This is a genomic window from Niallia sp. Man26 (assembly GCF_022049065.2).
Lineage (GTDB): Bacteria > Bacillota > Bacilli > Bacillales > Cytobacillaceae > Niallia.
Genome location: NZ_CP095743.1, coordinates 105,575 through 131,955, shown reverse-complemented (window position 1 = coordinate 131,955; position 26,381 = coordinate 105,575). Strand labels below are relative to the sequence as shown.

The 26,381-nt window shown below is 39.9% G+C and carries 25 protein-coding genes and 2 other annotated features; all 25 genes read right to left on the bottom strand.

What is annotated here, in order from left to right; translation table 11 throughout:
* Positions 1–45: 45 nt before the first annotated feature.
* Entirely contained in the window at positions 46–516 is a 471-nt protein-coding gene (gene rpsG / locus L8T27_RS00685; protein WP_127742395.1) for a 30S ribosomal protein S7, read from the bottom strand.
* 41 nt (positions 517–557) lie between these two features.
* Positions 558–980: a 30S ribosomal protein S12 gene (rpsL, locus tag L8T27_RS00680; RefSeq protein ID WP_233318670.1), complete on the bottom strand. Its 423-nt coding sequence runs from the start codon at positions 978–980 to the stop codon at positions 558–560.
* 103 nt (positions 981–1,083) lie between these two features.
* Positions 1,084–1,332, bottom strand: a complete 249-nt coding sequence (locus L8T27_RS00675) for a 50S ribosomal protein L7ae-like protein (RefSeq protein WP_233318668.1) — start codon at positions 1,330–1,332, stop codon at positions 1,084–1,086.
* Positions 1,333–1,517: 185 nt separating this feature from the next.
* Complete coding sequence (gene rpoC, locus L8T27_RS00670) at positions 1,518–5,117, bottom strand: DNA-directed RNA polymerase subunit beta' (protein ID WP_233318666.1); 3,600 nt, start codon at positions 5,115–5,117, stop codon at positions 1,518–1,520.
* A gap of 120 nt (positions 5,118–5,237) precedes the next feature.
* Complete coding sequence (rpoB, locus tag L8T27_RS00665; RefSeq protein ID WP_233318664.1) at positions 5,238–8,798, bottom strand: DNA-directed RNA polymerase subunit beta; 3,561 nt, start codon at positions 8,796–8,798, stop codon at positions 5,238–5,240.
* Positions 8,799–9,042: 244 nt separating this feature from the next.
* Complete coding sequence (locus L8T27_RS00660; RefSeq protein ID WP_233318662.1) at positions 9,043–9,648, bottom strand: class I SAM-dependent methyltransferase; 606 nt, start codon at positions 9,646–9,648, stop codon at positions 9,043–9,045.
* A gap of 128 nt (positions 9,649–9,776) precedes the next feature.
* Positions 9,777–10,139 carry a 50S ribosomal protein L7/L12 gene (gene rplL, locus L8T27_RS00655; protein WP_192486434.1) on the bottom strand — a complete coding sequence of 121 codons (363 nt, stop codon included), beginning with the start codon at positions 10,137–10,139 and terminating at the stop codon, positions 9,777–9,779.
* 61 nt (positions 10,140–10,200) lie between these two features.
* Positions 10,201–10,701, bottom strand: coding sequence for a 50S ribosomal protein L10 (rplJ, locus tag L8T27_RS00650; RefSeq protein WP_192486435.1), 501 nt, complete (start codon positions 10,699–10,701; stop codon positions 10,201–10,203).
* A 29-nt stretch (positions 10,702–10,730) separates the two neighbouring features.
* Positions 10,731–10,874, bottom strand: a sequence feature (ribosomal protein L10 leader region).
* A gap of 58 nt (positions 10,875–10,932) precedes the next feature.
* Entirely contained in the window at positions 10,933–11,622 is a 690-nt protein-coding gene (gene rplA, locus L8T27_RS00645) for a 50S ribosomal protein L1 (RefSeq protein WP_192486454.1), read from the bottom strand.
* Positions 11,623–11,737: 115 nt separating this feature from the next.
* Positions 11,738–12,163 carry a 50S ribosomal protein L11 gene (rplK, locus tag L8T27_RS00640; RefSeq protein ID WP_141434103.1) on the bottom strand — a complete coding sequence of 142 codons (426 nt, stop codon included), beginning with the start codon at positions 12,161–12,163 and terminating at the stop codon, positions 11,738–11,740.
* Between the two features lie 173 nt (positions 12,164–12,336).
* Positions 12,337–12,870, bottom strand: a complete 534-nt coding sequence (gene nusG / locus L8T27_RS00635; RefSeq protein ID WP_192486436.1) for a transcription termination/antitermination protein NusG — start codon at positions 12,868–12,870, stop codon at positions 12,337–12,339.
* 187 nt (positions 12,871–13,057) lie between these two features.
* Positions 13,058–13,240, bottom strand: a complete 183-nt coding sequence (gene secE, locus L8T27_RS00630; RefSeq protein WP_192486437.1) for a preprotein translocase subunit SecE — start codon at positions 13,238–13,240, stop codon at positions 13,058–13,060.
* 49 nt (positions 13,241–13,289) lie between these two features.
* Positions 13,290–13,433 (bottom strand): 50S ribosomal protein L33, encoded by a 144-nt coding sequence (rpmG, locus tag L8T27_RS00625; RefSeq protein ID WP_192486438.1) that lies wholly within the window; start codon positions 13,431–13,433, stop codon positions 13,290–13,292.
* A gap of 105 nt (positions 13,434–13,538) precedes the next feature.
* Positions 13,539–14,198: an RNA polymerase sporulation sigma factor SigH gene (gene sigH, locus L8T27_RS00620; protein ID WP_192486439.1), complete on the bottom strand. Its 660-nt coding sequence runs from the start codon at positions 14,196–14,198 to the stop codon at positions 13,539–13,541.
* Positions 14,199–14,268: 70 nt separating this feature from the next.
* Positions 14,269–14,778, bottom strand: coding sequence for an NYN domain-containing protein (locus L8T27_RS00615; protein WP_192486455.1), 510 nt, complete (start codon positions 14,776–14,778; stop codon positions 14,269–14,271).
* A gap of 2 nt (positions 14,779–14,780) precedes the next feature.
* Positions 14,781–15,524: a 23S rRNA (guanosine(2251)-2'-O)-methyltransferase RlmB gene (gene rlmB / locus L8T27_RS00610; RefSeq protein WP_192486440.1), complete on the bottom strand. Its 744-nt coding sequence runs from the start codon at positions 15,522–15,524 to the stop codon at positions 14,781–14,783.
* Between the two features lie 12 nt (positions 15,525–15,536).
* On the bottom strand, positions 15,537–15,944 hold the full coding sequence (locus L8T27_RS00605; RefSeq protein ID WP_192486441.1) for a Mini-ribonuclease 3: 408 nt from the start codon (positions 15,942–15,944) through the stop codon (positions 15,537–15,539).
* A gap of 3 nt (positions 15,945–15,947) precedes the next feature.
* Positions 15,948–17,345 (bottom strand): cysteine--tRNA ligase, encoded by a 1,398-nt coding sequence (gene cysS, locus L8T27_RS00600; RefSeq protein ID WP_237940535.1) that lies wholly within the window; start codon positions 17,343–17,345, stop codon positions 15,948–15,950.
* Positions 17,345–17,995 (bottom strand): serine O-acetyltransferase, encoded by a 651-nt coding sequence (cysE, locus tag L8T27_RS00595; protein WP_192486443.1) that lies wholly within the window; start codon positions 17,993–17,995, stop codon positions 17,345–17,347. The genes cysS and cysE overlap by 1 nt, the downstream gene beginning before the upstream one ends.
* A gap of 97 nt (positions 17,996–18,092) precedes the next feature.
* Positions 18,093–18,345 (bottom strand) — a binding site (T-box leader).
* 44 nt (positions 18,346–18,389) lie between these two features.
* Positions 18,390–19,847, bottom strand: a complete 1,458-nt coding sequence (gene gltX / locus L8T27_RS00590) for a glutamate--tRNA ligase (protein WP_237940533.1) — start codon at positions 19,845–19,847, stop codon at positions 18,390–18,392.
* A 79-nt stretch (positions 19,848–19,926) separates the two neighbouring features.
* Entirely contained in the window at positions 19,927–20,406 is a 480-nt protein-coding gene (ispF, locus tag L8T27_RS00585) for a 2-C-methyl-D-erythritol 2,4-cyclodiphosphate synthase (RefSeq protein WP_237940531.1), read from the bottom strand.
* A 20-nt stretch (positions 20,407–20,426) separates the two neighbouring features.
* Positions 20,427–21,116, bottom strand: a complete 690-nt coding sequence (gene ispD / locus L8T27_RS00580; protein WP_192486446.1) for a 2-C-methyl-D-erythritol 4-phosphate cytidylyltransferase — start codon at positions 21,114–21,116, stop codon at positions 20,427–20,429.
* A gap of 18 nt (positions 21,117–21,134) precedes the next feature.
* Positions 21,135–22,214 carry a PIN/TRAM domain-containing protein gene (locus tag L8T27_RS00575; RefSeq protein ID WP_192486447.1) on the bottom strand — a complete coding sequence of 360 codons (1,080 nt, stop codon included), beginning with the start codon at positions 22,212–22,214 and terminating at the stop codon, positions 21,135–21,137.
* 227 nt (positions 22,215–22,441) lie between these two features.
* A complete protein-coding gene (gene radA / locus L8T27_RS00570; RefSeq protein ID WP_192486448.1) occupies positions 22,442–23,821 on the bottom strand; it encodes a DNA repair protein RadA in 1,380 nt (459 codons plus the stop codon).
* A gap of 96 nt (positions 23,822–23,917) precedes the next feature.
* Complete coding sequence (gene clpC / locus L8T27_RS00565; protein WP_192486449.1) at positions 23,918–26,368, bottom strand: ATP-dependent protease ATP-binding subunit ClpC; 2,451 nt, start codon at positions 26,366–26,368, stop codon at positions 23,918–23,920.
* Positions 26,369–26,381 lie beyond the last annotated feature (13 nt).

The following is a 26,381-nucleotide window of genomic DNA, read 5'->3' as shown; positions in this document are numbered from 1 at the left end:
TGGTTTTTCTCCTTCCATAAGAAAGTATTTTTTAGATTTTTGATCTTACCAACGATAGTGAGCAAACGCTTTGTTTGCTTCTGCCATTTTGTGTGTATCTTCACGCTTTTTAACTGATGCACCAGTGTTGTTAGCTGCATCAAGAATTTCGTTAGCTAATCTCTCTTCCATCGTTTTCTCACCGCGAAGACGAGCGTAGTTAACTAACCAGCGAAGACCTAAAGTAGTACGTCTGTCTGGACGAACCTCCACTGGTACTTGATAGTTAGAACCACCAACACGGCGTGCTTTAACTTCAAGTACTGGCATGATGTTCTTAAGAGCTTGATCGAATACTTCGATAGCCTCTTGTCCAGAACGTTGTGCAACGATATCAAAAGCTGAGTATAGGATAGCTTGAGATTTACCTCTCTTACCATCTATCATCATTTTGTTAATCAAACGAGATACAAGTTTAGAATTGTATATTGGATCTGGTAATACGTCTCTTTTTGCTACAGGACCTTTACGTGGCATTTGATTTCCTCCTTTCAACCAATTGTTATATTATTTGTTTATTATTTTTTTGCTGCTTTTGGTTTTTTAGTACCGTATTTAGAACGACCTTGCATACGGTTGTTAACACCAGCTGTGTCAAGAGCACCACGTACGATATGGTAACGTACCCCTGGTAAGTCTTTTACACGTCCTCCACGGATTAGTACAACGCTGTGTTCTTGTAGGTTGTGACCAATTCCTGGGATGTAAGCTGTAACCTCGATACCGTTAGTCAAACGTACACGAGCATATTTACGCAACGCTGAGTTTGGTTTTTTCGGTGTCATTGTACCAACACGAGTACATACCCCGCGTTTTTGAGGTGAAGATACATCAGTTTGTGTTTTTTTGAAGCTGTTATAACCTTTGTTTAACGCAGGAGACTTCGACTTCTCTTGAGCAGATTGACGAGGCTTGCGCACTAATTGGTTAATAGTTGGCATTTAATTTTCCTCCCTTCCATTTATGTTTGAAGTCCACACATCCAGGTGGTTCATATTAGGGCAAAAACAAAGTTTTCATGGTTCAAATCCATAAAAACAGTTTTTAATTATTTATGGCAACAGTTGCTGCGCCTACTTCTATACCACATGATTTGCCGAGCTTCATCATGGAATCCACAAGTATGATTGGGATGTTCGCTTCATTGGCAGCTTCAGTTACCTTTCCAATTATAAATGGATCTGCATCTTCAGCAACTACTACTTCTGCTACTTTCCCAGCCTTTAACGCTTTTACTGTTTGCTTTGTTCCTACTACTATTTTTTTGGCCTGTGATACTTTTTCATAAGACATAAGATATCCTCCAAAGCAACAGGTGAATAGGAGCACCTTTGATATAGTATCATCTATGAAAATAGATGTCAATTCTTTTCCCAAAAAAATTAAATATTACTTACAATGGACCAACAGCAAGATCTAACTTACAGTTACACTTATTAGACCTTGCCTATTGGAATTCATTGTTTTATACCAGTAAATTACTCAACTGGAACAGATTCTTCTGTTGTTTCGTCCACAGTAATTGGTTCTGCATGACGGTATCTAGGCATACCTGTACCTGCTGGAACAAGTTTACCAATGATAACATTCTCTTTCAATCCAAGCAATTCATCACGTTTACCTTTAATAGCTGCATCTGTAAGAACTCTTGTAGTTTCTTGGAATGATGCTGCAGATAGGAATGAATCAGTTTCAAGAGATGCTTTTGTAATACCTAGCAATACTGGTCTTCCAGTTGCAGGTAGTTTACCTTCTCTTAAAGCTTTTGCGTTTGCATCAGTAAATTGGTGAATATCTAATAGCGTGCCTGGCAATACTTCTGTTTCACCAGCATCAACTACGCGCACTTTACGAAGCATTTGGCGAACCATTACCTCAACGTGCTTATCTCCAATTTCAACCCCTTGCATACGATAAACTTTTTGAACTTCGCGAAGAAGATACTCTTGTACTGCAGTAACGTTCTTCACTTTAATTAATTCTTTCGGATCGATAGAACCCTCAGTCAATTCTTGACCTTGTTCAACTCTATCATCAATCTTCACTTTAAGTCTTGCAGTATATGGTGCAGTATACGTTCTTGTTTCAAGTTCACCTTGAACTACAATCTCATGCTGACGGTCTCTTCCTTCGTTGATTCCGACAATAACCCCTGCCATTTCTGTAATAACAGCCTGACCTTTAGGGTTACGCGCTTCAAAAATCTCTTGAATACGAGGTAGACCTTGTGTGATATCGTCTCCAGCAACCCCACCTGTATGGAATGTACGCATTGTCAACTGAGTTCCTGGCTCACCGATAGATTGGGCAGCAATAATACCAACTGCTTCACCAACTTCAACTTCTTGGCCAGTTGCAAGGTTGCGTCCGTAACATTTTTTACATACGCCATGGCGAGTGTTACATGTGAATGCAGAGCGAATCCACACTTCTTTAATGTCAGCAGCTACGATTTCAACAGCAAGATCTTCTGTGATAAGCTCATTTTCTGCTACAATAACTGCATTTGTTTCTGGATGTCTGATTGGTCTTCTTGCATAACGTCCAATTAGACGCTCATCCAACGGCTCAATGATTTCTGTGCCTTCTTTAAGTGCTGCAACAAGCAAGCCTCTGTCTGTACCACAGTCATCATCACGGACAATGACATCTTGTGCTACGTCAACAAGACGGCGAGTCAAGTAACCAGAATCCGCTGTTTTAAGTGCTGTATCGGCAAGACCTTTACGAGCACCATGTGTTGAAATGAAGTATTCCAATACTGTTAATCCTTCACGGAAACTTGAGATGATAGGTAACTCGATAATTCTACCAGCCGGGTTGGCCATCAATCCGCGCATACCAGCTAACTGTGTAAAGTTAGATGCGTTACCACGGGCACCGGAATCACTCATCATAAAGATTGGATTTCGTTTATCCAATGATTTCATCAGTTTCGCTTGGATAACATCCTTAGCGGAACTCCAAATCGAAATTACTCTGTCATAACGCTCTTCTTCTGTGATTAGACCACGTCTGAATTGCTTCATAACATTGTCTACTTTACCTTGTGCTTCATCGATAATTTCTTGTTTTTCACCAAGAACGACGATATCTGCAACCCCAACTGTGATACCAGCTTTTGTGGAGTGTCTGAAGCCAAGATCCTTCATTCTATCAAGCATCTTAGAAGTTTCAGTGATTTTGAATCGCTTGAATACTTCCGCGATAATATTTCCAAGTATTTTCTTCTTGAACGGCTCAATGATTGGCATTGCTTGAATCGCTGCACGCACATCTGTGCCTTGCTCCACGAAGAATCTTTCTGGAGTCTTTTCTTCAAGATTAGCTTTTGTTGGTTCGTTAATGTATGGGAAAGATTCAGGAAGAATTTCGTTGAATACTAATTTCCCTACAGTCGTTAATAATAGCTGATTGTTTTGCTCTTCAGTGAATGTTTGGTTATTCAAAGAGCTTGCACGTACAGCAACACGAGTGTGTAAATGAACATAACCGTTTTGGTATGCTAACAGCGCCTCGCTCGTATCATTGAAGATCATACCTTCACCAACAGCGCCTTCTCTTTCAAGAGTCAAGTAATAGTTACCTAGAACCATATCCTGTGACGGTGTAACAACCGGTTTTCCATCCTTAGGGTTCAAGATGTTCTGAGCAGCGAGCATAAGCAATCTAGCTTCAGCTTGTGCTTCAGAAGATAATGGAACATGGACAGCCATTTGGTCACCATCGAAGTCAGCGTTATATGCTGTACAAACAAGTGGATGCAAACGGATAGCGCGACCTTCTACTAGAGTAGGTTCAAACGCTTGGATACCAAGTCTGTGCAATGTCGGTGCACGGTTAAGCAATACTGGATGCTCTCTGATAACTTCTTCTAAGACATCCCATACTTCTGGTTGTACTCTTTCGATTTTACGCTTAGCAGATTTAATGTTATGCGCCAAACCTTTTTCAACCAATTCTTTCATAACGAAAGGCTTGAATAATTCTAGTGCCATCTCTCTTGGAAGTCCGCACTGATACATTTTCAAGTTCGGTCCAACTACGATAACAGAACGACCTGAGTAGTCAACACGTTTACCCAGCAAGTTTTGACGGAAACGACCTTGTTTCCCTTTAAGCATATGAGAAAGAGATTTAAGCGGTCTGTTACCTGGTCCTGTAACCGGACGGCCACGGCGACCATTATCGATAAGCGCATCTACTGCTTCTTGAAGCATGCGTTTTTCGTTTTGAACAATGATGCTTGGAGCACCTAAATCTAATAATCTTTTCAGACGATTATTACGGTTGATTACACGGCGATATAGATCGTTAAGGTCAGATGTTGCAAAACGTCCACCATCCAATTGAACCATCGGGCGCAATTCTGGAGGAATAACAGGAAGCACATCTAGGATCATCCAAGAAGGCTCATTGCCTGAACCGCGGAATGCTTCTAGAACTTCCAGTCTTTTAATTGCACGTGTACGGCGTTGGCCTTGTGCTGTTTTCAACTCTTCTTTTAAGCCTTCTACATCCTTGTTTAAATCTATGTCTGAAAGAAGCTTTTTAATTGCCTCAGCACCCATAGATGCTTGGAATTTAACACCGTACTTGTCGCGGTAAGCGCGAAATTCTTTTTCAGAAAGAAGCTGTTTCTTTTCAAGTGCAGTATCACCTGGGTCTGTCACTACATATGAAGCAAAGTAGATAACTTCTTCTAAAGCACGTGGTGACATATCCAATACAAGACCCATACGGCTAGGGATGCCTTTGAAGTACCAAATGTGAGAAACAGGTGCTGCTAGTTCAATATGACCCATACGCTCACGGCGTACTTTAGCGCGAGTTACCTCTACACCACAACGGTCACAGACTACACCTTTATATCTTACACGCTTGTATTTCCCACAATGACATTCCCAGTCTTTTGTAGGACCAAAAATACGCTCACAGAATAAGCCGTCTTTTTCTGGTTTTAAAGTTCTATAGTTAATTGTTTCAGGTTTTTTTACCTCACCAAATGACCATGAACGGATTTTGTCCGGTGAAGCCAAACCTATTTTCATAAATTCAAAATTGTTTACATCCAACAAGGGTCCTACCTCCCTTTTGATCTTCAGGCTAAGCCCTACATACATTTGCTAATACGTGTTTAATTTAGGAAGGCTGACCCCTTTTCACTAGCGTCAGCCTCCCTCCAAAATTGCGTCAAGTTACTCTTGCATGCCTACTTTTTCTGATTCAGGCTCTTGTGCATCTGGTGCTATTGTTAGAGATTCAGCTTGTTGAATATCATCATCATCTTCTGTATCTCGCATTTCTATTTCTTCTTCTGTGCTGGATAGGATTTTAACATCCAATCCTAAGCTTTGAAGCTCTTTCATTAATACACGGAATGATTCAGGAACACCTGGTTCAGGTACATTCTCACCTTTTACAATGGCTTCATATGTTTTCACACGACCAACTACGTCATCTGATTTAACAGTAAGAATCTCTTGCAAAGTATAAGCCGCACCGTATGCTTCAAGTGCCCAAACCTCCATCTCACCGAAACGCTGTCCGCCGAATTGCGCTTTACCGCCCAATGGCTGCTGCGTAACAAGAGAGTAAGGACCAGTTGATCTAGCATGAAGCTTATCATCAACCATGTGTGCAAGTTTAATCATGTACATGACACCGACAGATACTCTGTTATCAAACGGTTCACCTGTACGTCCATCATAAAGAACTGTTTTAGCATCTTGAGCCATTCCAGCTTCTCTAATTGTTTCCCAAACATCTTCCTCACGAGCACCATCAAATACAGGTGATGCAACATGGATATTCAAGCTTCGTGCTGCCATACCTAAGTGCAGCTCAAGAACCTGACCGATGTTCATACGAGATGGAACCCCAAGTGGGTTTAACATGATATCAACAGGTGTACCATCAGGTAGATATGGCATATCTTCTTCAGGTAAGATTCGGGAAATAACCCCTTTGTTACCATGACGTCCCGCCATTTTATCTCCTTCATGGATTTTACGTTTTTGTACGATATAAACGCGTACAAGCTGGTTAACACCTGGTGGCAGTTCATCTCCGTCTTCACGGTTAAACACCTTCACGTCGTGGACAATTCCGCCGCCGCCGTGTGGTACACGAAGACTTGTATCGCGCACTTCACGTGCTTTTTCTCCGAAGATTGCATGAAGTAGACGCTCTTCTGCAGTAAGTTCTGTTACTCCTTTTGGAGTTACTTTACCAACAAGAAGGTCTCCATCTTTCACTTCAGCACCAACACGGATAATTCCGCGGTCATCCAAGTTGCGAAGAGCATCTTCCCCAACGTTTGGAATGTCACGTGTAATTTCTTCAGGTCCTAGTTTCGTATCACGAGACTCTGACTCATATTCTTCAATATGAATAGATGTATACACATCGTCTTTAACAAGGCGTTCGCTCATGATGATGGCATCTTCATAGTTATAGCCATCCCATGTCATGAAGGCAACAAGAACGTTTCTTCCTAGAGCCAGTTCTCCCAATTCCATAGAAGGTCCGTCAGCAAGGATTTCACCTTTTGTTACTCTGTTTCCAACAGCTACAATAGGTCTTTGGTTGTAGCAAGTTCCTTGGTTAGAACGAATGAATTTAAGCATTCTATATTTATCTAAGTTACCTTTAACTTCTTGACCGTCAATAACAGTAACTCTTCTTACCCACACTTCACGTGCTTCAACATGTTCAACAATACCTTCATGCTTACAGATAACAGCAGCACCTGAGTCTTTACCAGAAACATATTCCATTCCAGTACCTACTCTTGGAGCTTCCGGCTGCATCAAAGGCACAGCTTGACGTTGCATGTTCGCTCCCATAAGGGCACGGTTCGAGTCATCATTTTCTAAGAACGGAATACATGCTGTCGCTGCAGACACAACCTGTTTAGGAGATACATCCATATAGTCGATGCGATCGCGTTTAACAACAGTGTTTTCCCCTCTGAAACGTGCAACTACTTCCTCATCTAGGAAAGAACCGTCATCGCCAAGGCGAGAATTCGCTTGGGCAACAACATAGTTGTCTTCCTCATCAGCAGTCAAGTAATCGATATGATTCGTTACTTGGCCTGTCTCTGCATCTACACGTCTATACGGCGTTTCAATGAAACCAAAACGGTTCACTTTCGCAAATGAAGACAAGGAGTTGATCAAACCAATGTTCGGTCCCTCTGGAGTTTCAATTGGACACATACGTCCATAGTGAGAGTAGTGAACATCACGAACTTCGAAGCCAGCACGTTCACGTGTCAAACCACCAGGTCCCAATGCAGATAAACGACGTTTATGAGTCAACTCAGCAAGCGGGTTTGTTTGGTCCATGAACTGTGAAAGCTGTGAGCTTCCGAAGAATTCTTTAATAGACGCAATAACAGGTCTGATATTAATCAATTGTTGCGGAGTAATCGTGTTTGTATCCTGAATAGACATTCTTTCACGAACTACACGCTCCATTCTTGATAAACCGATGCGGAATTGGTTTTGAAGCAATTCCCCAACAGAACGCAGACGTCTGTTACCTAAGTGGTCGATATCATCTGTCAGACCAACACCATGAAGCAGGTTAAAGAAATAACTGATTGATGAAATGATATCTGCAGGAGAGATGTTTTTAACAGCTTCCTCTACATATGCATTGCTAATAACGTTAATTTCTTTTTCTCCATCATCAATTGGTGCATAGATTTTAACAGATTGAACTGTTACATCATCTTCTAAAACGCCACCGTATGGGTTAAGAGTTTTAAAGCCGATGTTATTTTCCAAGTTAGGAATGATACGGTCCAATGCACGTCTGTCTAAAAGAGTACCCTTCTCTGCGATAATTTCGCCTGTTTCAGGGTCCACAAGTGTTTCTGCCAAACGTTGGCCGAACAATCTATTTTTGATATGAAGCTTTTTATTAATTTTATATCTACCTACATTTGCTAAGTCATATCTCTTTGGATCAAAGAATCTTGACACCAATAGACTTTTCGCATTTTCAACAGTAGGCGGCTCACCAGGACGTAAACGCTCATAAATTTCTAAAAGAGCTTTCTCCGTACCTTCTGTGTTATCTTTTTCAAGAGTATTTCGCAAGTATTCATTGTCCCCGATTAAGTCAAGAATCTCTTGATCGGATCCAAATCCTAACGCACGCAATAATACTGTTATTGGAAGTTTACGTGTACGGTCAATACGCACATACACTACATCCTTCGCGTCTGTTTCGTACTCTAGCCAAGCACCACGGTTTGGAATTACAGTAGCAGTAAATCCTTTTTTACCGTTTTTATCTAATTTACCATTATAGTAAACACTTGGAGAACGAACTAACTGTGATACGATTACACGTTCTGCACCGTTAATTACAAACGTACCAGTCTCTGTCATAAGTGGGAAATCACCCATGAATACATCCTGGTCCTTTACTTCCCCTGTTTCTTTGTTAACAAGACGAACCTTTACACGCAATGGTGCTGAATATGTAACATCTCGCTCTTTTGATTCCTCGACAGAGTACTTTGGTTCACCTAAACTGTAGTCGATAAAATCCAATGATAAGTTGCCAGTAAAATCTTCAATTGGTGAAATATCTTGGAACATTTCACGCAATCCCTCATCTAGAAACCATTGATAGGAAGAGGTTTGGATTTCTATTAGATTTGGTAATTCTAAAACTTCACTAATTCGTGCATAGCTTCTGCGCTGGCGGTGTCGTCCATACTGAACAAGTTGACCTGTCAACTGATTCACCCCTCAAATCAAACGTTATAGTACATCTATTAACATCTTATAAACAGCATACAATGTTATTTATAAGACAAAAAGAAAAAGGGTTTTCAAAACAAAAAACCGCATTTTTCATATTTCAAGTATTATTTTGTTAGCTTTTCCGAAATCCACCAATTTTATACATTAATTGAATAAAAAAATGGATAAAAGAAAAATAATATATTGGCATTATACAATGCTATCACAACGATTCGGACTAGTCAATCCTTTTTGCTTTTATAATAAAATAACCTTTTTGCTTATCAACAACATCTACTTCTTGGAATAACTGTTCCAGTTTTTCCAAAGCAGATGGAGCTCCCTGTTTTTTTTGAATAACAACCCACAGCTCTCCATTATTGATGAGATGCTCATAGCTTTGTTCAAATATATCATGGACAACCTTTTTTCCTGCGCGGATTGGCGGATTTGTTAAGATACTTGCAAATTTGTTCCCTTTTACCTGCAGTAGTCTGTCACTCTCATAAATAACAACATTGCCAATTTGATTGAGAGCAGCATTTTCTTTCGCTAGTGCCAATGCTCTTTCATTGACATCAACCATATGCACTTTTCTATCCATCGCTTCTTTTGCAATAGAGAGTCCGATTGGACCATACCCGCAACCTACATCAAGTATGTCGCCATCAACTTCTGGGTATGTAAAAGCCTCGATTAATACCCGTGAACCGAAGTCTACTTCTTTCTTGGAGAACACCCCATTGTCTGTCTTAAAACGAAATTTGTTTTCTTTTAGGGTAAAGTCCCAATAATTTGGATCACTGCTAACATTCTGGGAACGAGAGTAATAATGTTCAGTCATACTTGACCACCTCCATGGAGATTTAATAGAAGAAATGCTTCCGAGGATATTAACAAAATGTATTTTAACATTTGTTTATTTCAAGGTCAAAAAAGCCCGCCTATGCAGCGGGCTTTTCCAAACTAACATTACTTAACTTCAACGTTAGCTCCAACTTCTTCAAGTTTAGCTTTGATTTCTTCAGCTTCTTCTTTAGTAGCTCCTTCTTTAACAGCTTTAGGAGTGTTGTCAACAAGTTCTTTCGCTTCTTTAAGACCAAGGCCTGTGATTTCACGAACAACTTTGATAACTTTGATTTTTTGATCTCCAGCAGATGCAAGAACTACATCAAACTCAGTTTTTTCAGCTGCAGCGTCTCCACCAGCAGCACCAACAACAGCAACAGGAGCTGCTGCAGTTACACCGAATTCTTCTTCAATAGCTTTAACTAGGTCGTTTAGTTCTAAAACAGTCATGTTTTTAACTGCTTCTAAGATTTGTTCTTTAGACATTATATTTTTCCTCCTTGTTTTGTATGTGTTTTATTAGGATACATGATAGTAGCGTAATAGATTACGCTCCTTGTTCTTCTTTTTGTTCTGCAACTGCTTTTGTAACAAGAGCGAAGTTGCGGATTGGTGCTTGAAGCACGCTGAGTAGCATAGAAAGAAGTCCTTCGCGAGATGGTAGCTCAGCAAGAGCTTTAACATCTTCAACAGAAGCGATATTTCCTTCAATTACACCCGCTTTAATTTCAAGCGCTTCGTTTTTCTTAGCGAAGTCGTTAAGAATTTTTGCTGGTGAAACTACATCTTCATTACTGAATGCAATAGCGTTAGGACCAGTCAAAGCATCATTAAGACCGCTTAGTCCAGCAGCTTCAGCAGCGCGGCGCGTCATTGAGTTTTTGTAAACTTTGAATTCAACGCCAGCTTCACGAAGCTGTTTACGAAGTTCAGTTACTTGAGAAACAGAAAGACCACGGTAGTCAACAACGATTGTTGATTTACTAGCTTTCAATTTCTCTGCGATATCAGATACAATTTGCTGCTTTTGTTCGATAATGCTGCTCATCTTTACACCTCCTGTAGAATTACATTCATACCGACAAATAAAATCCTCCACATCCGAAAAGACATGGAGGAATATACAATAGTCGTTTACACAACTGTTAAGTCTATCGTATTACCTCGGCAGGGAATTAAGCGTTAAGCACCTGCTGTCTTTGGTATAAATGTTATATTTATTTTAACAACAAGATGTAGTATAGGCTATCTATCTTGTTTTGTCAAATGCCAATTTTTATCAAACAGTAGAAGGATCTACTTTTACGCCAGGACCCATTGTTGAAGTAACAGAAACGTTCTTCATGTAAGTTCCTTTTGCTGCTGCAGGTTTTACTTTTTGCATTGTTTCAAAGATAGTTGTGAAGTTATCAACTAGTTTAGCATCTTCGAAAGATACTTTACCGATTGGAACGTGGATGTTTCCAGCTTTGTCCACACGGTATTCTACTTTACCAGCTTTAATTTCGTTAACTGCTTTTGTAACATCAAAAGTAACTGTTCCAGTTTTAGGGTTTGGCATTAAACCTTTAGGTCCCAATACGCGACCAAGTTTACCAACTTCACCCATCATGTCTGGAGTAGCAACGATAACGTCGAAATCGAACCAACCTTGTTGGATTTTAGTGATATATTCAGCATCTCCAACAAAATCTGCACCTGCAGCTTCTGCTTCTTTAAGCTTATCGCCTTTAGCAAAAACTAACACGCGTTGAGTTTTACCAGTACCGTGTGGAAGCACAACAGCTCCACGGATTTGTTGGTCAGCTTTCTTAGGATCTACTCCTAGACGGAAAGCAACTTCAACTGATGCATCAAATTTTGTAGTGCTTGTTTTTTTAACTAGTTCAATTGCTTCTGCAACTGGGTAAGCTTTAGTACGATCAACTTGCTTGATAGCTTCTAAATACTTCTTACCTTTTTTAGCCATAACTATATTTCCTCCTTGAATTGTGGTTTTAGCGGAATTACCTCCCACGAATAAAGGTTGCGACGCTAACAAAAGATGTCGCAACCTTAATCAACAGAACCATATTGGATATGGTTTAGTCTTCAATAACAATACCCATGCTGCGGGCAGTACCTTCAACCATACGCATAGCTGCTTCAACGCTAGCTGCATTTAGATCAGGCATTTTTGTTTCAGCAATCTCGCGTACTTTATCACGCTTAACAGTTGCTACTTTATTACGGTTAGGTTCACCAGAACCAGACTCAATACCAGCTGCTTTTTTCAATAAAACTGCAGCAGGTGGAGTTTTTGTAATAAATGTAAATGAACGGTCTTCAAAAACCGTAATCTCAACAGGAATAATTAAACCAGCTTGTTCAGCTGTACGAGCGTTAAACTCCTTACAGAATCCCATGATGTTAACACCTGCTTGACCTAATGCTGGTCCAACTGGTGGCGCCGGATTTGCTTTAGCTGCTGGAATTTGCAATTTAACAACTTTAATTACTTTTTTAGCCACGAGACACACCTCCTTAAAGTCCGTGATGTGGTAATAGGGGTTTTCCCCTCCCACTCAACACATATAATCTTTATATTATCATAAAGAATGCGACAATATTCCATCTCATCTTTTGAGACATACTGACCTTTGAAATATTAACACTTTTTCTCGTTCATTTCAAGTTTTTCAGGTTAAAATTTTTCAATTTGTGTAAAATCAAGCTCTACAGGTGTATCCCTGCCGAACATATTCACTAAAACTTTTACTTTTGCTTTATCATTATCTATCTCTTCGACAGATCCTGTGAAGTTTGCAAATGGACCTTCATTTACTTTAACTGTTTCACCCAATTCAAACTCGATATCAATACGTTGTTCGTCAACGCCCATTCTCTTAAGAATAACTTGTACTTCGTCAGGCATAAGCGGAGTCGGCTTTGAACCAGAACCTGCAGATCCAACGAATCCTGTTACACCAGGAGTGTTGCGGACAACATACCAAGAATCATCTGTCATGACGATTTCCACTAGAACATAGCCCGGGAATACCTTTCTTTTAACGACTTTTTTCTTGCCGTTTCTGATATCTGTTTCTTCTTCTTCCGGCACGATTACACGGAAAATTTTATCCTGCATTCCCATTGTTTCAACACGTTTTTCTAGGTTGGCTTTGACTTTGTTCTCATAGCCAGAGTAAGTATGTACTACATACCAATTTTTTTCCATATTTGAGGACTGTTATGTCCGTCCCTCCTTAACGCTATTTTACTCTTCATGCCTTATGTAATGCATTCATTTAAAAAGAGCAATCCCATAAAAAAGCTTAATAGTTATTTTCAAGCAATGAAAAAACCCGTTTCCGGGCTTTGTGTGTTTCCTATTGTGTTACCATTATACCATGAGTGGACAACAGTTATTCAAGTATTAAACGAATTAGTTCGGAAATTCCCATATCAACTAGTGCAAAGAACAAAGCAAAGAACACTACTGTCGCAAGGACGGTGATTGTGTAGTTAGTCAGTTCCTTTCTTTTCGGCCAACTAACCTTTCTTAATTCTCTGCCTACTTCGCGGAAAAAGTTAACAGTGCGTTGCATTTCGTTACCTCCATATTTAAAAGCGGGTAGCCTGTCTTAGCAGCATTTGCTATTTTGTCTCTTTATGAACTGTATGTGCATTGCATGTTTGACAATATTTCTTCACTTCAAGGCGATCTGTGGTTTTGCTGCTCATTGTCGAATAGTTTCTGGAGCCGCATTTTCCACAAGCCAATACAAGCTTATTTCTCATTAAATAACACCTACTACGTCCTTTATATCTCCCCAAACTGTAACATGGACATGAATGTATGTCAATATTAGTCAGTTAATTGCCTTTTCTGCGGTTTTGTTACTATCACAGTGAAAACTCCCGGATCTCCAGGTAGCGCTCAAGCTTTCTTTTAACCCTTTGGAGAGCGTTATCTATCGACTTTACATGCCTGTTAAGCTCTTCTGAAATCTCCTGATAGGATTGTCCATCTAAATACAGAGCTAACACTTTCCTTTCCAAATCACTCAGAAGCTCGGACATTTTCACTTCGATATGGTCAAACTCTTCTTGATTGATTATTAATTCCTCTGGATCTAATATCTTCGCTCCAGAAATAACATCCATTAATGTTCGATCTGACTCTTCATCGTAAATTGGCTTATCAAGAGAGACGTAGGAATTTAAAGGAATATGCTTCTGTCTTGTTGCCGTCTTTATTGCAGTGATAATTTGCCTCGTAATGCATAATTCAGCAAAAGCCTTAAATGACGACAGCTTGTCCCCTTTAAAATCTCGGATGGCTTTATACAAACCAATCATGCCTTCTTGAACAATATCTTCTTTATCAGCACCGATTAGGAAATAAGATCTAGCTTTAGCTCTTACAAAATTACGATATTTTTGAATGAGAAAGTCTAAAGCATCACTTTCTCCCTTATGAACTAATTCGACCAGTGTTTCATCATCAAGTTCTAAATACTTCTCAACACTTTCATTACTCTTACTCCTGTTGTCAGCACTCATTCAGATCCCCCCGACCGCACAATCATGGATAAAACCATTATACAGTAGGGTTTTTTTAAGCGTCAACAACTCATTTCTCGCCGCGGCGCCATTTTTCAAATAATTCTTCCATTTCTTTAGAAAGCGGTATCTTAATTACAGGCTTTCTTTCTTTAATTCGCTTTACTTTTTTTTCGATATTTTTTTCAATATCAGCCATTTCTATCAGGAGCTCTCTCGCTGAAATCCTTAGAGCTCCTTGTCCAAATATAGCCCACTGTTCAGTAAAATCCGATGTAGCAACATGAACTTGTGTTCTTCTATTGCTTAGCTCTTTTGCTAGCTTTTCGATTCTTTCATCAGCCGTTTCATTTTCCTTTGTGAAAATCACTTCAACCTTAGAGTTTCTGTACTTTTTTTCCGTACCCCTGACATAGTAGGCATCAAAAACTATGATGACACGATACCCTGAATACCCCTGATATTCTGCCATTTTCTCGAGCAAGGCATCTCTAGCAGCCGCCAAATCATTATTCTTCAACTTATTGAGCTCTGGCCATGCTCCTATAATGTTATAGCCGTCAACTATAAGTATATCCATCATTATCCCTCAATTGGATGGCGTTTACGGTATACCTCATACATTAAAAGTGCTGCAGCTACGGATGCATTTAATGATGTCACTGCACCTGCCATAGGCAGCTGGATAAGAAAGTCGCACTTGTCACGGATGAGCCTTCCCATCCCTTTCCCTTCACTTCCAATTACAAGGCCAAGCGGCATTGTTCCATCAAACCTGCGGTAATCTTCTTTGCCTTTCGCATCAGTTCCTGCGATCCATACTCCTCTTTCCTTGAGCTCATCAATCGCTCTGGCCATATTTGTCACCCTAACAACCGGGATATGTTCAATCGCTCCCGTCGATGCTTTAGCAACAGTTGCAGTCAGCCCTACTGCTCTTCTTCTTGGAATAATAATTCCATGTGCTCCTACAGCATCGGCTGTACGCATAATAGAGCCTAGATTATGCGGATCTTCAATCTCATCCAACAGCATAAAAAATGGTGCTTCATTTCGCTTTTCAGCAAGTGCGAACAAATCATCCATTTCAGCATATTGGTAAGCGGCAACCTGAGCCACAACCCCCTGGTGGTTTGCATCTACAAGTGTATCAAGCTTTTTCTTTGGCACAAATTGAACAAGTACATTCGAATTTTTCGCTAAACCGATCACGGTCTGCATTTGCCCTTTTTGGGAGCCTTCTGCAATAAGAATCTTATTGACATCCCTTTCTGATTTTAACGCTTCAATTACTGCGTTCTTTCCAACAATATAATCATTATCCACTATTGGTTCCTCCTACTGCTTTTCAATGATGGATAAGGCAGCTTGAATAATTTTTTCAAGCCGCTCCTCATCCTTAGACAAATATAAATACCCAAGCACAGCTTCAAAACCAGTGCTATACCGGTATGTTTGAACATCCGTATTTTTTGGTATACTCCCAGATTTTGCGTTTCTGCCTCTTTTCATGACCGCAAATTCTTCAGGTGTGAAAAAATCCTCCGCTATCAGCGCATGGACGACCTTTGCTTGCCCCTTTGCTGAAACATACTTAGTAGCTTCCCTATGGAGCTGGTTAGGCCTCACCTTGCCGCTATATAGAAGATGCCTTCTGACGTATATCTCCAGTACAGCATCACCCATATACGCAAGAGCCAAGCTATTCAGTTGTTTTTCATCAATATTCTTATCGTAAAGGAGCATTCATTACCCTCTTTTCCAGCGAATGCCCTGTGGCGTATCTTCTAATATGATGTTCATCGCTTTCAATTGGTCTCTAATTTGGTCAGCCAATTGGAAATTACGTTCTTTGCGTGCCTGATTTCGTTTCTCGATAAGTGCTTCTATTTCCTCGTCAAGCAAATCTTCCTGCGCAAGCGAAAGCCCAAGCACTCCGAAAAGCTCTTCAAATTCTTTTATAAACGCATTGATGACAGCCGCTGACGTTGTCTTTTCCAATAAGTAATAATTAGCTTGCTGGGAAAGGTCAAATAACACGGAAATACCGTTAGCTGTGTTAAAATCATCATCCATACTTTCAATGAATTGATTATGCAAATTAGTGATTTTATTCAGCCATTCTTCATTCGTATCCGTTAGGTCAGTGCTTGTAACCTTGCGGTGCAGCAAGTTATCGTAAGAAGTTCTAATACGCTCCAATCCAGCTCTTGTATTCTCTAGTACTTCTTCACTGTAATTGATTGGGTTGCGGTAATGAACCGACAGCATAAAGAATCTTAATACTTGTGGATCGTGGATCTGCAGAATATCGTGAACTGTAATAAAGTTACCTAACGACTTAGACATTTTCTCATTATCAATATTAATATAGCCATTGTGCATCCAATAGTTTGCAAACGTCTTTCCTGATAATGCCTCTGATTGGGCAATCTCATTCTCATGATGAGGGAAGGCTAGATCCTGTCCTCCTGCATGAATGTCAATTGTGTCCCCTAAATACTTTTTAACCATTGCTGAGCACTCTATATGCCATCCTGGTCTTCCTTGTCCCCACGGGCTTTCCCAAGAGATTTCTCCCTCTTTTGCATTTTTCCATAGAGCGAAATCAAGAGAATCTTGCTTTTTTTCACCAACAGCTATTCTTGCTCCAGATCTAAGCTCATCAATTGATTGATGCGATAATTTACCGTATCCTTCAAATTTTCTAGTATGATAATAGACATCTCCCTCTGACTCATAAGCATAGCCTTTATCAATTAGCGCTGCGATGAATTCAATAATGATATCCATACTTTCTGTTACACGAGGATGGGTATCTGCTTTTTTGCAACCAAGTGCTGTAACGTCTTCAAAATAAGCTTCAATAAAGCGGTCTGCAATAGCAGGAACCTCTTCTCCAAGCTCATTGGCAGCCCTAATCAATTTATCGTCTACATCAGTGAAATTAGAAACAAAGTTTACATCATAGCCTCTAAATTCTAGATAGCGTCTTACTGTATCAAATACTATTGCTGGTCTTGCATTTCCAATATGAATATAGTTGTATACGGTTGGACCGCAAACATACATTTTAACCTTACCCTCTTCTAAAGGTACAAAATCTTCTTTTTCCCTTGATAATGTATTATAAATTTGAATAGGCATTACCTATATCTCCCTTCCTTTTTCAGCTCTTTCAATTCGGTTTTTAAATGAAGCAGCTCATTCTCTAATTCCTTCATTCTCTCCGCAAATGGGTCAGGTAAATCGGAGTGGTTTAAGTCTTTTTTTATTCTAATACCATCCTGCACCACTACCGTCCCAGGAATACCTACGACTGTGGAATTTGGCGGAACATCTTTCAAAACAACAGAACCGGCTCCAATTTTTGCATTCTCACCAATAATTATCGAACCTAATACTTTTGCTCCAGTTGCAATTAACGCATTATCCTTGACCGTTGGATGTCTCTTTCCTTTTTCTTTCCCGGTTCCTCCTAAGGTTACCCCTTGAAATATCGTCACATTATCACCAATTTCGCAAGTTTCCCCTATAACAACTCCCATGCCATGATCTATAAAGAGCCTTTTTCCAATCGTCGCTCCTGGGTGTATTTCTACACCAGTTACTAAACGGCTGAATTGAGATATCGTGCGGGCAAGAAAAAACCATCTATGTTTGTAAAAACGATGCGCAAGGCGATGAAGCCAAATCGCATGCAATCCAGAGTAAGTAAGGACTACTTCAATTGTGCTTCTTGCTGCAGGATCTTGTTCAAATACTACTGATATGTCTTCTTTAATGCGCTTAAACATTTTAACCCTCCCAATTCCTTCTCTATTTACATGAAAGCCGTTTATATTCCCCCAACTTTGCTTTATACCTACAAAAAAAAGCGTCTCTGTCCATAAAGACAGAGACGCTTTTATATGCGCGGTTCCACTCTGTTTAGATTATTCCCTAGGCAATAATCTCCACTCAAACCTTGTTAACGGTTAGGAACCGCCTCTATTTACTAAACAAAAGACCTAGAAACTGCTTTTCGTTTTTCAATATAGGACTCAGAGGGGCACTTCAAAAAAGGAGAGGCTTGAACCACTTTCAGCCGCTGATGGTTCTCTCTAAAAAGCATCCTTTTTTTACTTTTCCTCTTCTACGATTTATTATTTATTTGGTTTTCCTTTACTATATTACATTTTTATCAGAATGTTAACCAATTAGAGATAATAATCTTTTTTCAATTTTAGAAGATCCAAGCAATTCAATTGCTTTAGGAAGATCTGGTCCATGTGTTTGACCAGTTGCAGCTACACGAATCGGCATAAATAAATTTTTGCCTTTTTGGCCTGTAGCCTTCTGGACTTTTTTAATGGCAGCTTTAATATTATCTGCAGTCCATTCACTCAAAGCATCCAGCTCTTCCTTAAAGGAAGACAGCACTTCCTTCACTTGTTCACCAGATAATACCTCTTTTGCTTCTTCATCATACTCTATATCTTCACTGAAGAACAATGTAGATAGACCGACAATATCAGCACCACAGCTCATTTGCTCCTGGTACAAGCCGATTAGATTATGAACCCACTTGTCCTCTTCACTTGAACGGTTCTCCTCAACAAGTCCTGCTTTAATAAGATGAGGTAACGCCAGCTCAATGACCTTGCTTAGGTCAGCCTTTTTAATGTACTGGTTGTTCATCCATGCCAGTTTATTCTGGTCAAAGAGAGCAGGTGACTTCGAAAGTCTTGCTGCGTCAAAGATTTTGATGAATTCATCCTTCGTAAAGAGCTCTTCCTCTCCTTCTGGAGACCAACCTAGCAGGGTAATAAAGTTGAAAAGTGCTTCTGGCAGATAGCCAAGCTCTTCATATTGCTCGATAAATTGAATAATAGATTCATCTCGTTTGCTCAGTTTCTTTCTGCTTTCATTGACGATTAAAGTCATATGGCCAAACACTGGTCTCTCCCAATTAAGCGCATCATAAATCATCAGCTGCTTAGGTGTGTTTGTAATATGGTCATCTCCCCTAAGAACGTGGGAAATTTCCATTAGATGATCATCTATAGCAACCGCAAAGTTATATGTAGGGGTGCCGTCTTTTTTAACTATAACATAATCCCCAATTGTTTCTGATTCAAAAGAAACAGATCCTTTGACCATGTCCTCAAATTCATACACAACATTCTCTGGAACCTTAATTCGGATGCTAGGCTGTCTGCCTTCCGCTTCTAGTTTCGCCTGTTCTTCCTTAGTCAAATGACGGCATTTGCCGGAGTATTTCGGTGTTTCATTATTCTTTACTTGCTCTTCCCGCTCTGCTTCAATTTCTTCTTCCGTACAGTAGCACTTATACGCTAATCCGCGATCAAGCAATTCATTATAATATTTTTTATAGATGTCATTTCGCTCTGATTGACGGTAAGGACCAAAATCTCCACCGACATCTACGCTTTCGTCCCAATCTATGCCAAGCCACTTTAAGTATTTTAATTGGCTTTGCTCTCCACCTTCGATATTACGTTTTTTATCTGTATCCTCAATTCGGATAATAAACTTCCCACCCAAATTGCGTGCATATAAATAATTGAATAATGCAGTACGCGCATTCCCTATGTGTAAATGTCCCGTTGGACTTGGGGCATAACGAACACGTATTTCGTTACTCATGGTTCTGCCTCCTCGAATTTGTTTCATAAATATTTCTTGTTTATTCTATCACTTAGTATTTTCCATTAAAAGAGTGTTACTACACTTTTCTCTGTAAAAGAACAACTGCCAAAGAGGCAATTCCTTCTCCTCTTCCTGTAAATCCTAATTTCTCTGTTGTTGTCGCCTTTACATTTACGTTTTCAAGCGGTGTTTCCAACAGCTCAGCAATTCTAGATTGCATTTCCTTAATATGCGGCGCCATTTTTGGCTGCTGTGCCATAATTGTACAATCAGCATTCACCAACTCATAGCCTTTTGACTTCACCATACTCCAAACTTCTTTTAACAGAACTGCTGAATCAAAGTCCTTGAAAGCCTGATCTGTATCAGGAAAATGCCTGCCAATGTCTCCTTCTCCTATAGCACCCAAGCAAGCATCTGCTATAGTATGTAAAAGCACATCTGCGTCAGAGTGTCCAAGCAGTCCTTTTTCATAAGGAATCTCAATACCGCCGATTATAAGCGGTCTCCCCTCTACTAGTTGATGCACATCAAAACCTTGTCCTATTCGCAACATGTCTTGTACTCCTTTTGCTGTTAAGATTTATACTTTATTTTTTGTATGATTGCCTCTGCAAAATATAGATCTTCTGGTGTAGTTAATTTTATATTGTCATAGTTGCCCATGACAATTCTAACGTCTTGCCCCAATCTCTCTACAAGACTAGCATCATCTGTGCCTAGAAACCCCTCTTCAATTGCTCTTTCATGGGCTTCTTTTAACAAGGAAATACGAAAAGCTTGTGGGGTCTGGATAGCCCACAAGCTAGAACGTTCTACTGTCTCTTCAACTACCCCGTCTTTTACCTTTTTGACGGTATCTTTAATTGGGACCGCTAAGACAGATGCTCCACTCGCTGCTGCAGCTTCCGTCAACTCCTTCATCTGATGAAGGTCGATGAATGGTCTAGCGGCATCATGAACAAGGACGATAGCATCATCTGAAATTTCCTTTACAGCATTGTAGACACTATACTGCCTTTCATCTCCACCGTTTACGATTGCAGCAATTTTCGTTATTTTATTCCTTTTTATCAGTCCATGCATTTCTTGTTTATCCTGGGGGCTGGTAACCAACCAAATCTTGCTACAGTTTTCATCCTTTTCAAACACCTTGAGAGTATGGATAAATACTGGCAGACCGTCTATTTTAAGGAACAGTTTATTCTTCCCTGCTCCCATTCTTTTCCCCTGACCCGCGGCCGGTATAATGACTTCATAAGCCATAAAACAAACTCCCATCCATTACAATGCTTTTTCTAATAACTTTGGTTTTGCAAAAATCATTCTTCCTGCCGATGTCTGCAAAACACTAGTGACAAGCACATCAATATGTTTTCCTATAAAGTTGCGTCCTTCTTCAACAACGATCATCGTGCCGTCATCCAAATAGGCAACACCTTGGTTATGCTCTTTACCATCTTTAATAATAAGTATCTTCATTTCTTCCCCTGGCAAAACAACTGGTTTTACAGCATTCGCCAAGTCATTAATATTTAGAACGGATACCTTTTGCAATTCACAAACCTTATTTAGGTTAAAATCATTAGTAACTACAACACCATTTGTAATTTTAGCGAGCTTTACAAGCTTGCTGTCCACTTCTGTAATTTCTTCAAAGTCGCCTTCATAAATCTCCACTTTGATTGCAAGCTCTTTCTGAATGCGATTGAGGATATCAAGACCTCTTCTTCCTCTGTTTCTTTTCAAAGCATCAGATGAATCTGCGATATGCTGCAATTCACCAAGTACAAACTGCGGAATTACAATCGTTCCCTCAAGGAAACCTGTCTGGCAAATGTCAGCGATTCTTCCATCAATAATGACACTCGTATCTAGAATTTTCAAATTGCTCTTTTCTGGTTTTGATACTTCCTCTTCATTTGCTTTCTTCTTTCTAGCTGCAAAAAGAGTGGATAGCTCGTCTCTCTTTTTGAACCCTACCTGAAAACCTAAATAGCCAAAAAGTAAAGTTAAAAGAATAGGCGCGACCGTATTGATTAACGGTACTTTTATGGCGGTTAGTGCATAGCCTATCAAGAAGGCTAATATCAGTCCAAATGCTAAACCGACACTTCCTGTAATAATATCAGTGATTGGAGCCTTAACAAGGGTTTCTTCCACCAGCTTGATAAAATTAACAATATAATCTATCGCCCAAAAAGTAATAAAATAAAAAATAATGGCACCAAGTATTGCCGATACATAAGGGTTATTTATTAAATTATGATTTAAGTTAACCATATTTAATAAATCAGGAATAAAAACGATTCCCAAAGTCCCTCCAATAATTAAAAAACATGCCTGTACAATCCGTCTTAACAATACTTACACCTCCTCTTTCACATTATAAACAAATTCCCGAATTTGAAACCTAATATTACAGAGAATTTTTTTATTTGTAATGAAAAAGTTAAATAGCAAACTTTTTGTTCTTTTTTGGCTATTTTTAGAGTAGCATTCTTGGTAATTAAATGTCAAATTATTTAAACATTACATTTTATCATACCAATAATGCAACTTCAATTGTTTTTTCTATAGAACTTGTCCGGTTACTCTCCTAAGGCAGCTTTTAACGCCTCTCCAACAGAACTGACACCAATCAGTTCAATCCCCTTGGGAGCACTAAGACCTGATAGGTTATTAGCAGGCAATATAACGCGCTCAAATCCTAATTTAGCCGCTTCTTGTACTCGTTGTTCGATTCTGGATACTCTTCGCACTTCCCCAGTCAGACCTACTTCTCCAATAATGCAGTCTGTCGCCCTTGTGGTCTTATCTCTGAAGCTGGAAGCAATACTAACAGCTATAGCAAGATCAATCGCCGGTTCATCAAGCTTAACTCCGCCCGCAACCTTTAAATAAGCATCTTGGTTTTGCAACAGCATTCCAACTCTTTTTTCAAGTACTGCCATCAATAATGGCACACGATTATGATCTATCCCTGTTGCCATCCGTCTTGGATTTCCAAAGCTTGTTGGAGAAATAAGGGCTTGTATCTCGACAAGCACAGGTCTTGTTCCTTCCATGGATGCCACAACTGTTGATCCAGCAGCACCTTGTGAACGTTCCTCCAGAAATATTTCTGATGGATTTTCCACTTCTTCCAGTCCAAATTCCTTCATTTCAAAGATTCCCATTTCATTCGTGGAGCCGAAACGGTTTTTAACAGCCCGCAATATCCTGTAGGTATGATGTCGTTCTCCCTCAAAATATAAAACGGTATCCACCATGTGCTCAAGCAGTCTTGGGCCTGCAATAGACCCTTCCTTTGTCACATGACCAACTATAAAAATGGCAATTCCCTTTGTCTTTCCTATCCTCATCAGTTCAGCTGTACACTCTCGCACTTGGGAGACACTCCCCGGGGCAGAAGTGACTTCTGGATGAAAAATTGTTTGGATAGAGTCTATTACCACAAAATCTACCTTTGAGTTTTCTATCGTTCTGCTGATTTCCTCTAAGTTTGTCTCTGAATATACAAGGAGATCATCAGACATAACTCCAAGCCTGTCCGCTCTCAGCTTTGTTTGTTTTTGTGATTCCTCCCCTGAAACATATAAAACAGACTGTTTTTTCAGGGCTAATTGTGCAGATACCTGCAAGAGCAGTGTCGATTTCCCAATCCCCGGATCTCCTCCGATAAGCACAAGAGAACCAGGTACCACCCCACCTCCGAGCACGCGGTTAAGCTCTTCTAGATCTGTTTTAATTCGAGGCTCATTAACTGTCTCAATGCTTGTTACAGGAATAGGCTTGGCAGCTATTGTCACACCTTGAGAATGAGCAAATGCCCCTTTCCTCTGTGCTGGAGCCTTTTCTACTTCTTCCACCATTGTATTCCAATTTCCACAGCCTGGACATTTACCCATCCATTTTGCAGACTCATAGCCGCATTCCTGACATAAGAACTTTGTCTTTCTTTTCGCCATGCTTGTATCTCCTTACCTTTAACTATCTCTTCTATTCTTACAAAGTATAAATGGCACACGCAATAGTAAAACGTGTGCCATTTATGATATTAAGCGTTATTTTTGCAGGTTTGTCAATTGCTGTGTATCTTTCACCCTTACAGTGAATTCCCCATCTTCCACATCTAGATCAATATGCTGTCCGTTTAAGACCGTGCCTTTTAAAAGCTCCTCTGACAGACGGTCTTCGATATGCTTCTGAATGGCCCTGCGTAGTGGTCTAGCTCCATATTCAGGATCATAACCTTCTTGTGCGATCTTCTCCTTAGCAGCATCAGTGATAGTCAAATATATTTCTTGTTCTTTCAATCTGCTTACTAACTGATCTGCCATTAGAGATACAATCTCTTGAAGATGCTTCTTCTCTAAGGAATGGAACACAATAATCTCATCGATACGGTTTAAGAACTCTGGACGGAATGCTCTTTTCAGCTCTTCCATCACACGTCCTTTCATATCTTTGTAGTCCTGTTCACCATCCTGAATATTAAAGCCTACATATTTATTCGTTTTTAAAGCAGACGCACCAACATTCGATGTCATGATTAGTACTGTATTTCTAAAATCAACTGTTCTTCCTTTAGAGTCAGTTAAGCGCCCGTCTTCTAACACCTGCAGCAGAATATTGAAAACATCCGGGTGAGCTTTTTCTATTTCATCTAGAAGTACAACTGAATAAGGTTTTCTTCTTACTTTCTCAGTAAGCTGTCCGCCTTCCTCATAACCTACATACCCTGGAGGTGAACCAACAAGTCTTGACGTAGAATGCTTCTCCATGTACTCGGACATATCAATGCGAATCATTGCATCTTCATCGCCAAACATTGATTCAGCAAGGGCACGCGCAAGCTCTGTTTTACCTACACCTGTTGGTCCTAAGAAAATGAAGGAACCAATAGGGCGTTTTGGATCTTTCAAACCGGCTCTTGCTCTTCTTACAGCTTTGGAGATAGCTTTTACTGCTTCCTCTTGGCCAATTACCCTGTTATGAAGAATGTTTTCCATATTAAGAAGCTTATCTGTTTCAGTTTGTGCCAATCTTGATACAGGGATTCCAGTCCAGCTTGATACAACAGTTGCGATATCTTCCACTGTTACTTCTGTATTTTCTTGACCCTGTTTTTCTTTCCAATTCTTCTTCGTTTCTTCCAGCTGTTCACGAAGTCTTTGCTCTGTGTCACGCAAGGAAGCAGCCTTTTCAAACTCTTGGCTTTGGACTGATGCATCCTTTTCTTTGCGCACTTCCTCTAATTTAACTTCTAGTTCCTTTAAGTTAGGAGGAGTTGTGTAAGATCTTAATCTTACCTTCGATCCTGCTTCATCTATTAAATCAATTGCTTTATCTGGCAAGAAGCGATCAGAAATATAACGATCTGACAATTTCACTGCTGCTTCAATTGCTTCATCAATGATTGATACACGGTGATGCGCCTCATATCTGTCACGCAGACCTTTTAAAATCTGGATAGATTCATCAATAGTAGGCTCATCAACTGTGATTGGTTGGAAACGTCTTTCTAGAGCAGCATCTTTCTCAATATATTTGCGGTACTCATCTAATGTAGTCGCACCAATACATTGCAGCTCTCCTCGAGCAAGGGAAGGCTTTAGAATATTAGATGCATCAATTGCACCTTCAGCACCGCCTGCCCCAATCAGTGTATGCAACTCATCAATAAAGAGAATGATGTTACCTGCTTGGCGAATCTCATCCATAACCTTTTTCAAACGGTCCTCAAATTCACCGCGGTATTTTGTTCCTGCTACAACTGTACCCATATCTAAAGTCATAACCCTTTTATCTCTTAAAATTTCAGGTACTTCATTTTGAACAATTTGCTGTGCCAATCCTTCTGCTATTGCCGTTTTACCGACACCAGGCTCACCGATAAGAACAGGATTGTTTTTAGTTCTTCTGCTCAATACTTCAATTACACGTTGAATTTCCTTACTTCTACCAATAACTGGATCTAGACTACCTTCTCTTGCAATAGCAGTTAAATCTCGTGCAAGACTGTCTAGAGTTGGAGTATTTGCGCTTGCAGCAGAGCTGCCTTGATGGCTTCCCGATTCACTGCTTCCAAGTAGTTGTAATACTTGCTGTCTTGCTTTATTTAAACTAACACCAACATTATTGAGGACTCGTGCTGCTACACCTTCTCCTTCTCGGATAAGACCAAGAAGAATATGCTCTGTACCTACATAAGAATGACCAAGCTTTCTTGCTTCATCCATAGAAAGTTCAATTACTTTTTTTGCTCTAGGAGTGTAGTGGATTGTTTGAGAACCTTCCTGACCTCTGCCAATTAGGTTTTCTACCTCCTCCTGGATTTTTTCAGGACTTAAGCCAAGTGCTTGCAGTGCCTTTGCAGCAATGCCTTCTCCTTCTCGGACTAAACCAAGAAGAATATGTTCTGTACCAATATTGTTATGTCCTAAGCGGATTGCTTCCTCTTGTGAAAGTGCCAGTACCTTTTGTGCTCTTTCTGTAAAACGTCCAAACATCATAATGTCATCCTCC

Excerpts from the sequence above, each read along its gene's own strand:
- rpsL (WP_233318670.1), bottom strand. The coding sequence starts at position 980 with ATGCCAACTATTAACCAATTAGTGCGCAAGCCTCGTCAATCTGCTCAA.
- clpC (WP_192486449.1), bottom strand. The coding sequence starts at position 26,368 with ATGATGTTTGGACGTTTTACAGAAAGAGCACAAAAGGTACTGGCACTT.
- L8T27_RS00615 (WP_192486455.1), bottom strand. The coding sequence starts at position 14,778 with ATGGATATACTTATAGTTGACGGCTATAACATTATAGGAGCATGGCCA.
- nusG (WP_192486436.1), bottom strand. The coding sequence starts at position 12,870 with ATGGAAAAAAATTGGTATGTAGTACATACTTACTCTGGCTATGAGAAC.
- L8T27_RS00675 (WP_233318668.1), bottom strand. The coding sequence starts at position 1,332 with ATGTCTTATGAAAAAGTATCACAGGCCAAAAAAATAGTAGTAGGAACA.
- rpmG (WP_192486438.1), bottom strand. The coding sequence starts at position 13,433 with ATGAGAAATAAGCTTGTATTGGCTTGTGGAAAATGCGGCTCCAGAAAC.
- rplL (WP_192486434.1), bottom strand. The coding sequence starts at position 10,139 with ATGTCTAAAGAACAAATCTTAGAAGCAGTTAAAAACATGACTGTTTTA.
- ispF (WP_237940531.1), bottom strand. The coding sequence starts at position 20,406 with ATGTTGCGAATAGGACAAGGTTTTGATGTGCATCAACTAGTAGAGGGG.
- secE (WP_192486437.1), bottom strand. The coding sequence starts at position 13,240 with ATGCAACGCACTGTTAACTTTTTCCGCGAAGTAGGCAGAGAATTAAGA.
- rpsG (WP_127742395.1), bottom strand. The coding sequence starts at position 516 with ATGCCACGTAAAGGTCCTGTAGCAAAAAGAGACGTATTACCAGATCCA.
- L8T27_RS00605 (WP_192486441.1), bottom strand. The coding sequence starts at position 15,944 with ATGCTCCTTTACGATAAGAATATTGATGAAAAACAACTGAATAGCTTG.
- cysS (WP_237940535.1), bottom strand. The coding sequence starts at position 17,345 with ATGCCTATTCAAATTTATAATACATTATCAAGGGAAAAAGAAGATTTT.
- gltX (WP_237940533.1), bottom strand. The coding sequence starts at position 19,847 with ATGAGTAACGAAATACGTGTTCGTTATGCCCCAAGTCCAACGGGACAT.
- rplJ (WP_192486435.1), bottom strand. The coding sequence starts at position 10,701 with ATGAGCAGCATTATCGAACAAAAGCAGCAAATTGTATCTGATATCGCA.
- radA (WP_192486448.1), bottom strand. The coding sequence starts at position 23,821 with ATGGCGAAAAGAAAGACAAAGTTCTTATGTCAGGAATGCGGCTATGAG.
- cysE (WP_192486443.1), bottom strand. The coding sequence starts at position 17,995 with ATGTTTAAGCGCATTAAAGAAGACATATCAGTAGTATTTGAACAAGAT.
- ispD (WP_192486446.1), bottom strand. The coding sequence starts at position 21,116 with ATGGCTTATGAAGTCATTATACCGGCCGCGGGTCAGGGGAAAAGAATG.
- L8T27_RS00660 (WP_233318662.1), bottom strand. The coding sequence starts at position 9,648 with ATGACTGAACATTATTACTCTCGTTCCCAGAATGTTAGCAGTGATCCA.
- sigH (WP_192486439.1), bottom strand. The coding sequence starts at position 14,198 with ATGAGTGCTGACAACAGGAGTAAGAGTAATGAAAGTGTTGAGAAGTAT.
- rplA (WP_192486454.1), bottom strand. The coding sequence starts at position 11,622 with ATGGCTAAAAAAGGTAAGAAGTATTTAGAAGCTATCAAGCAAGTTGAT.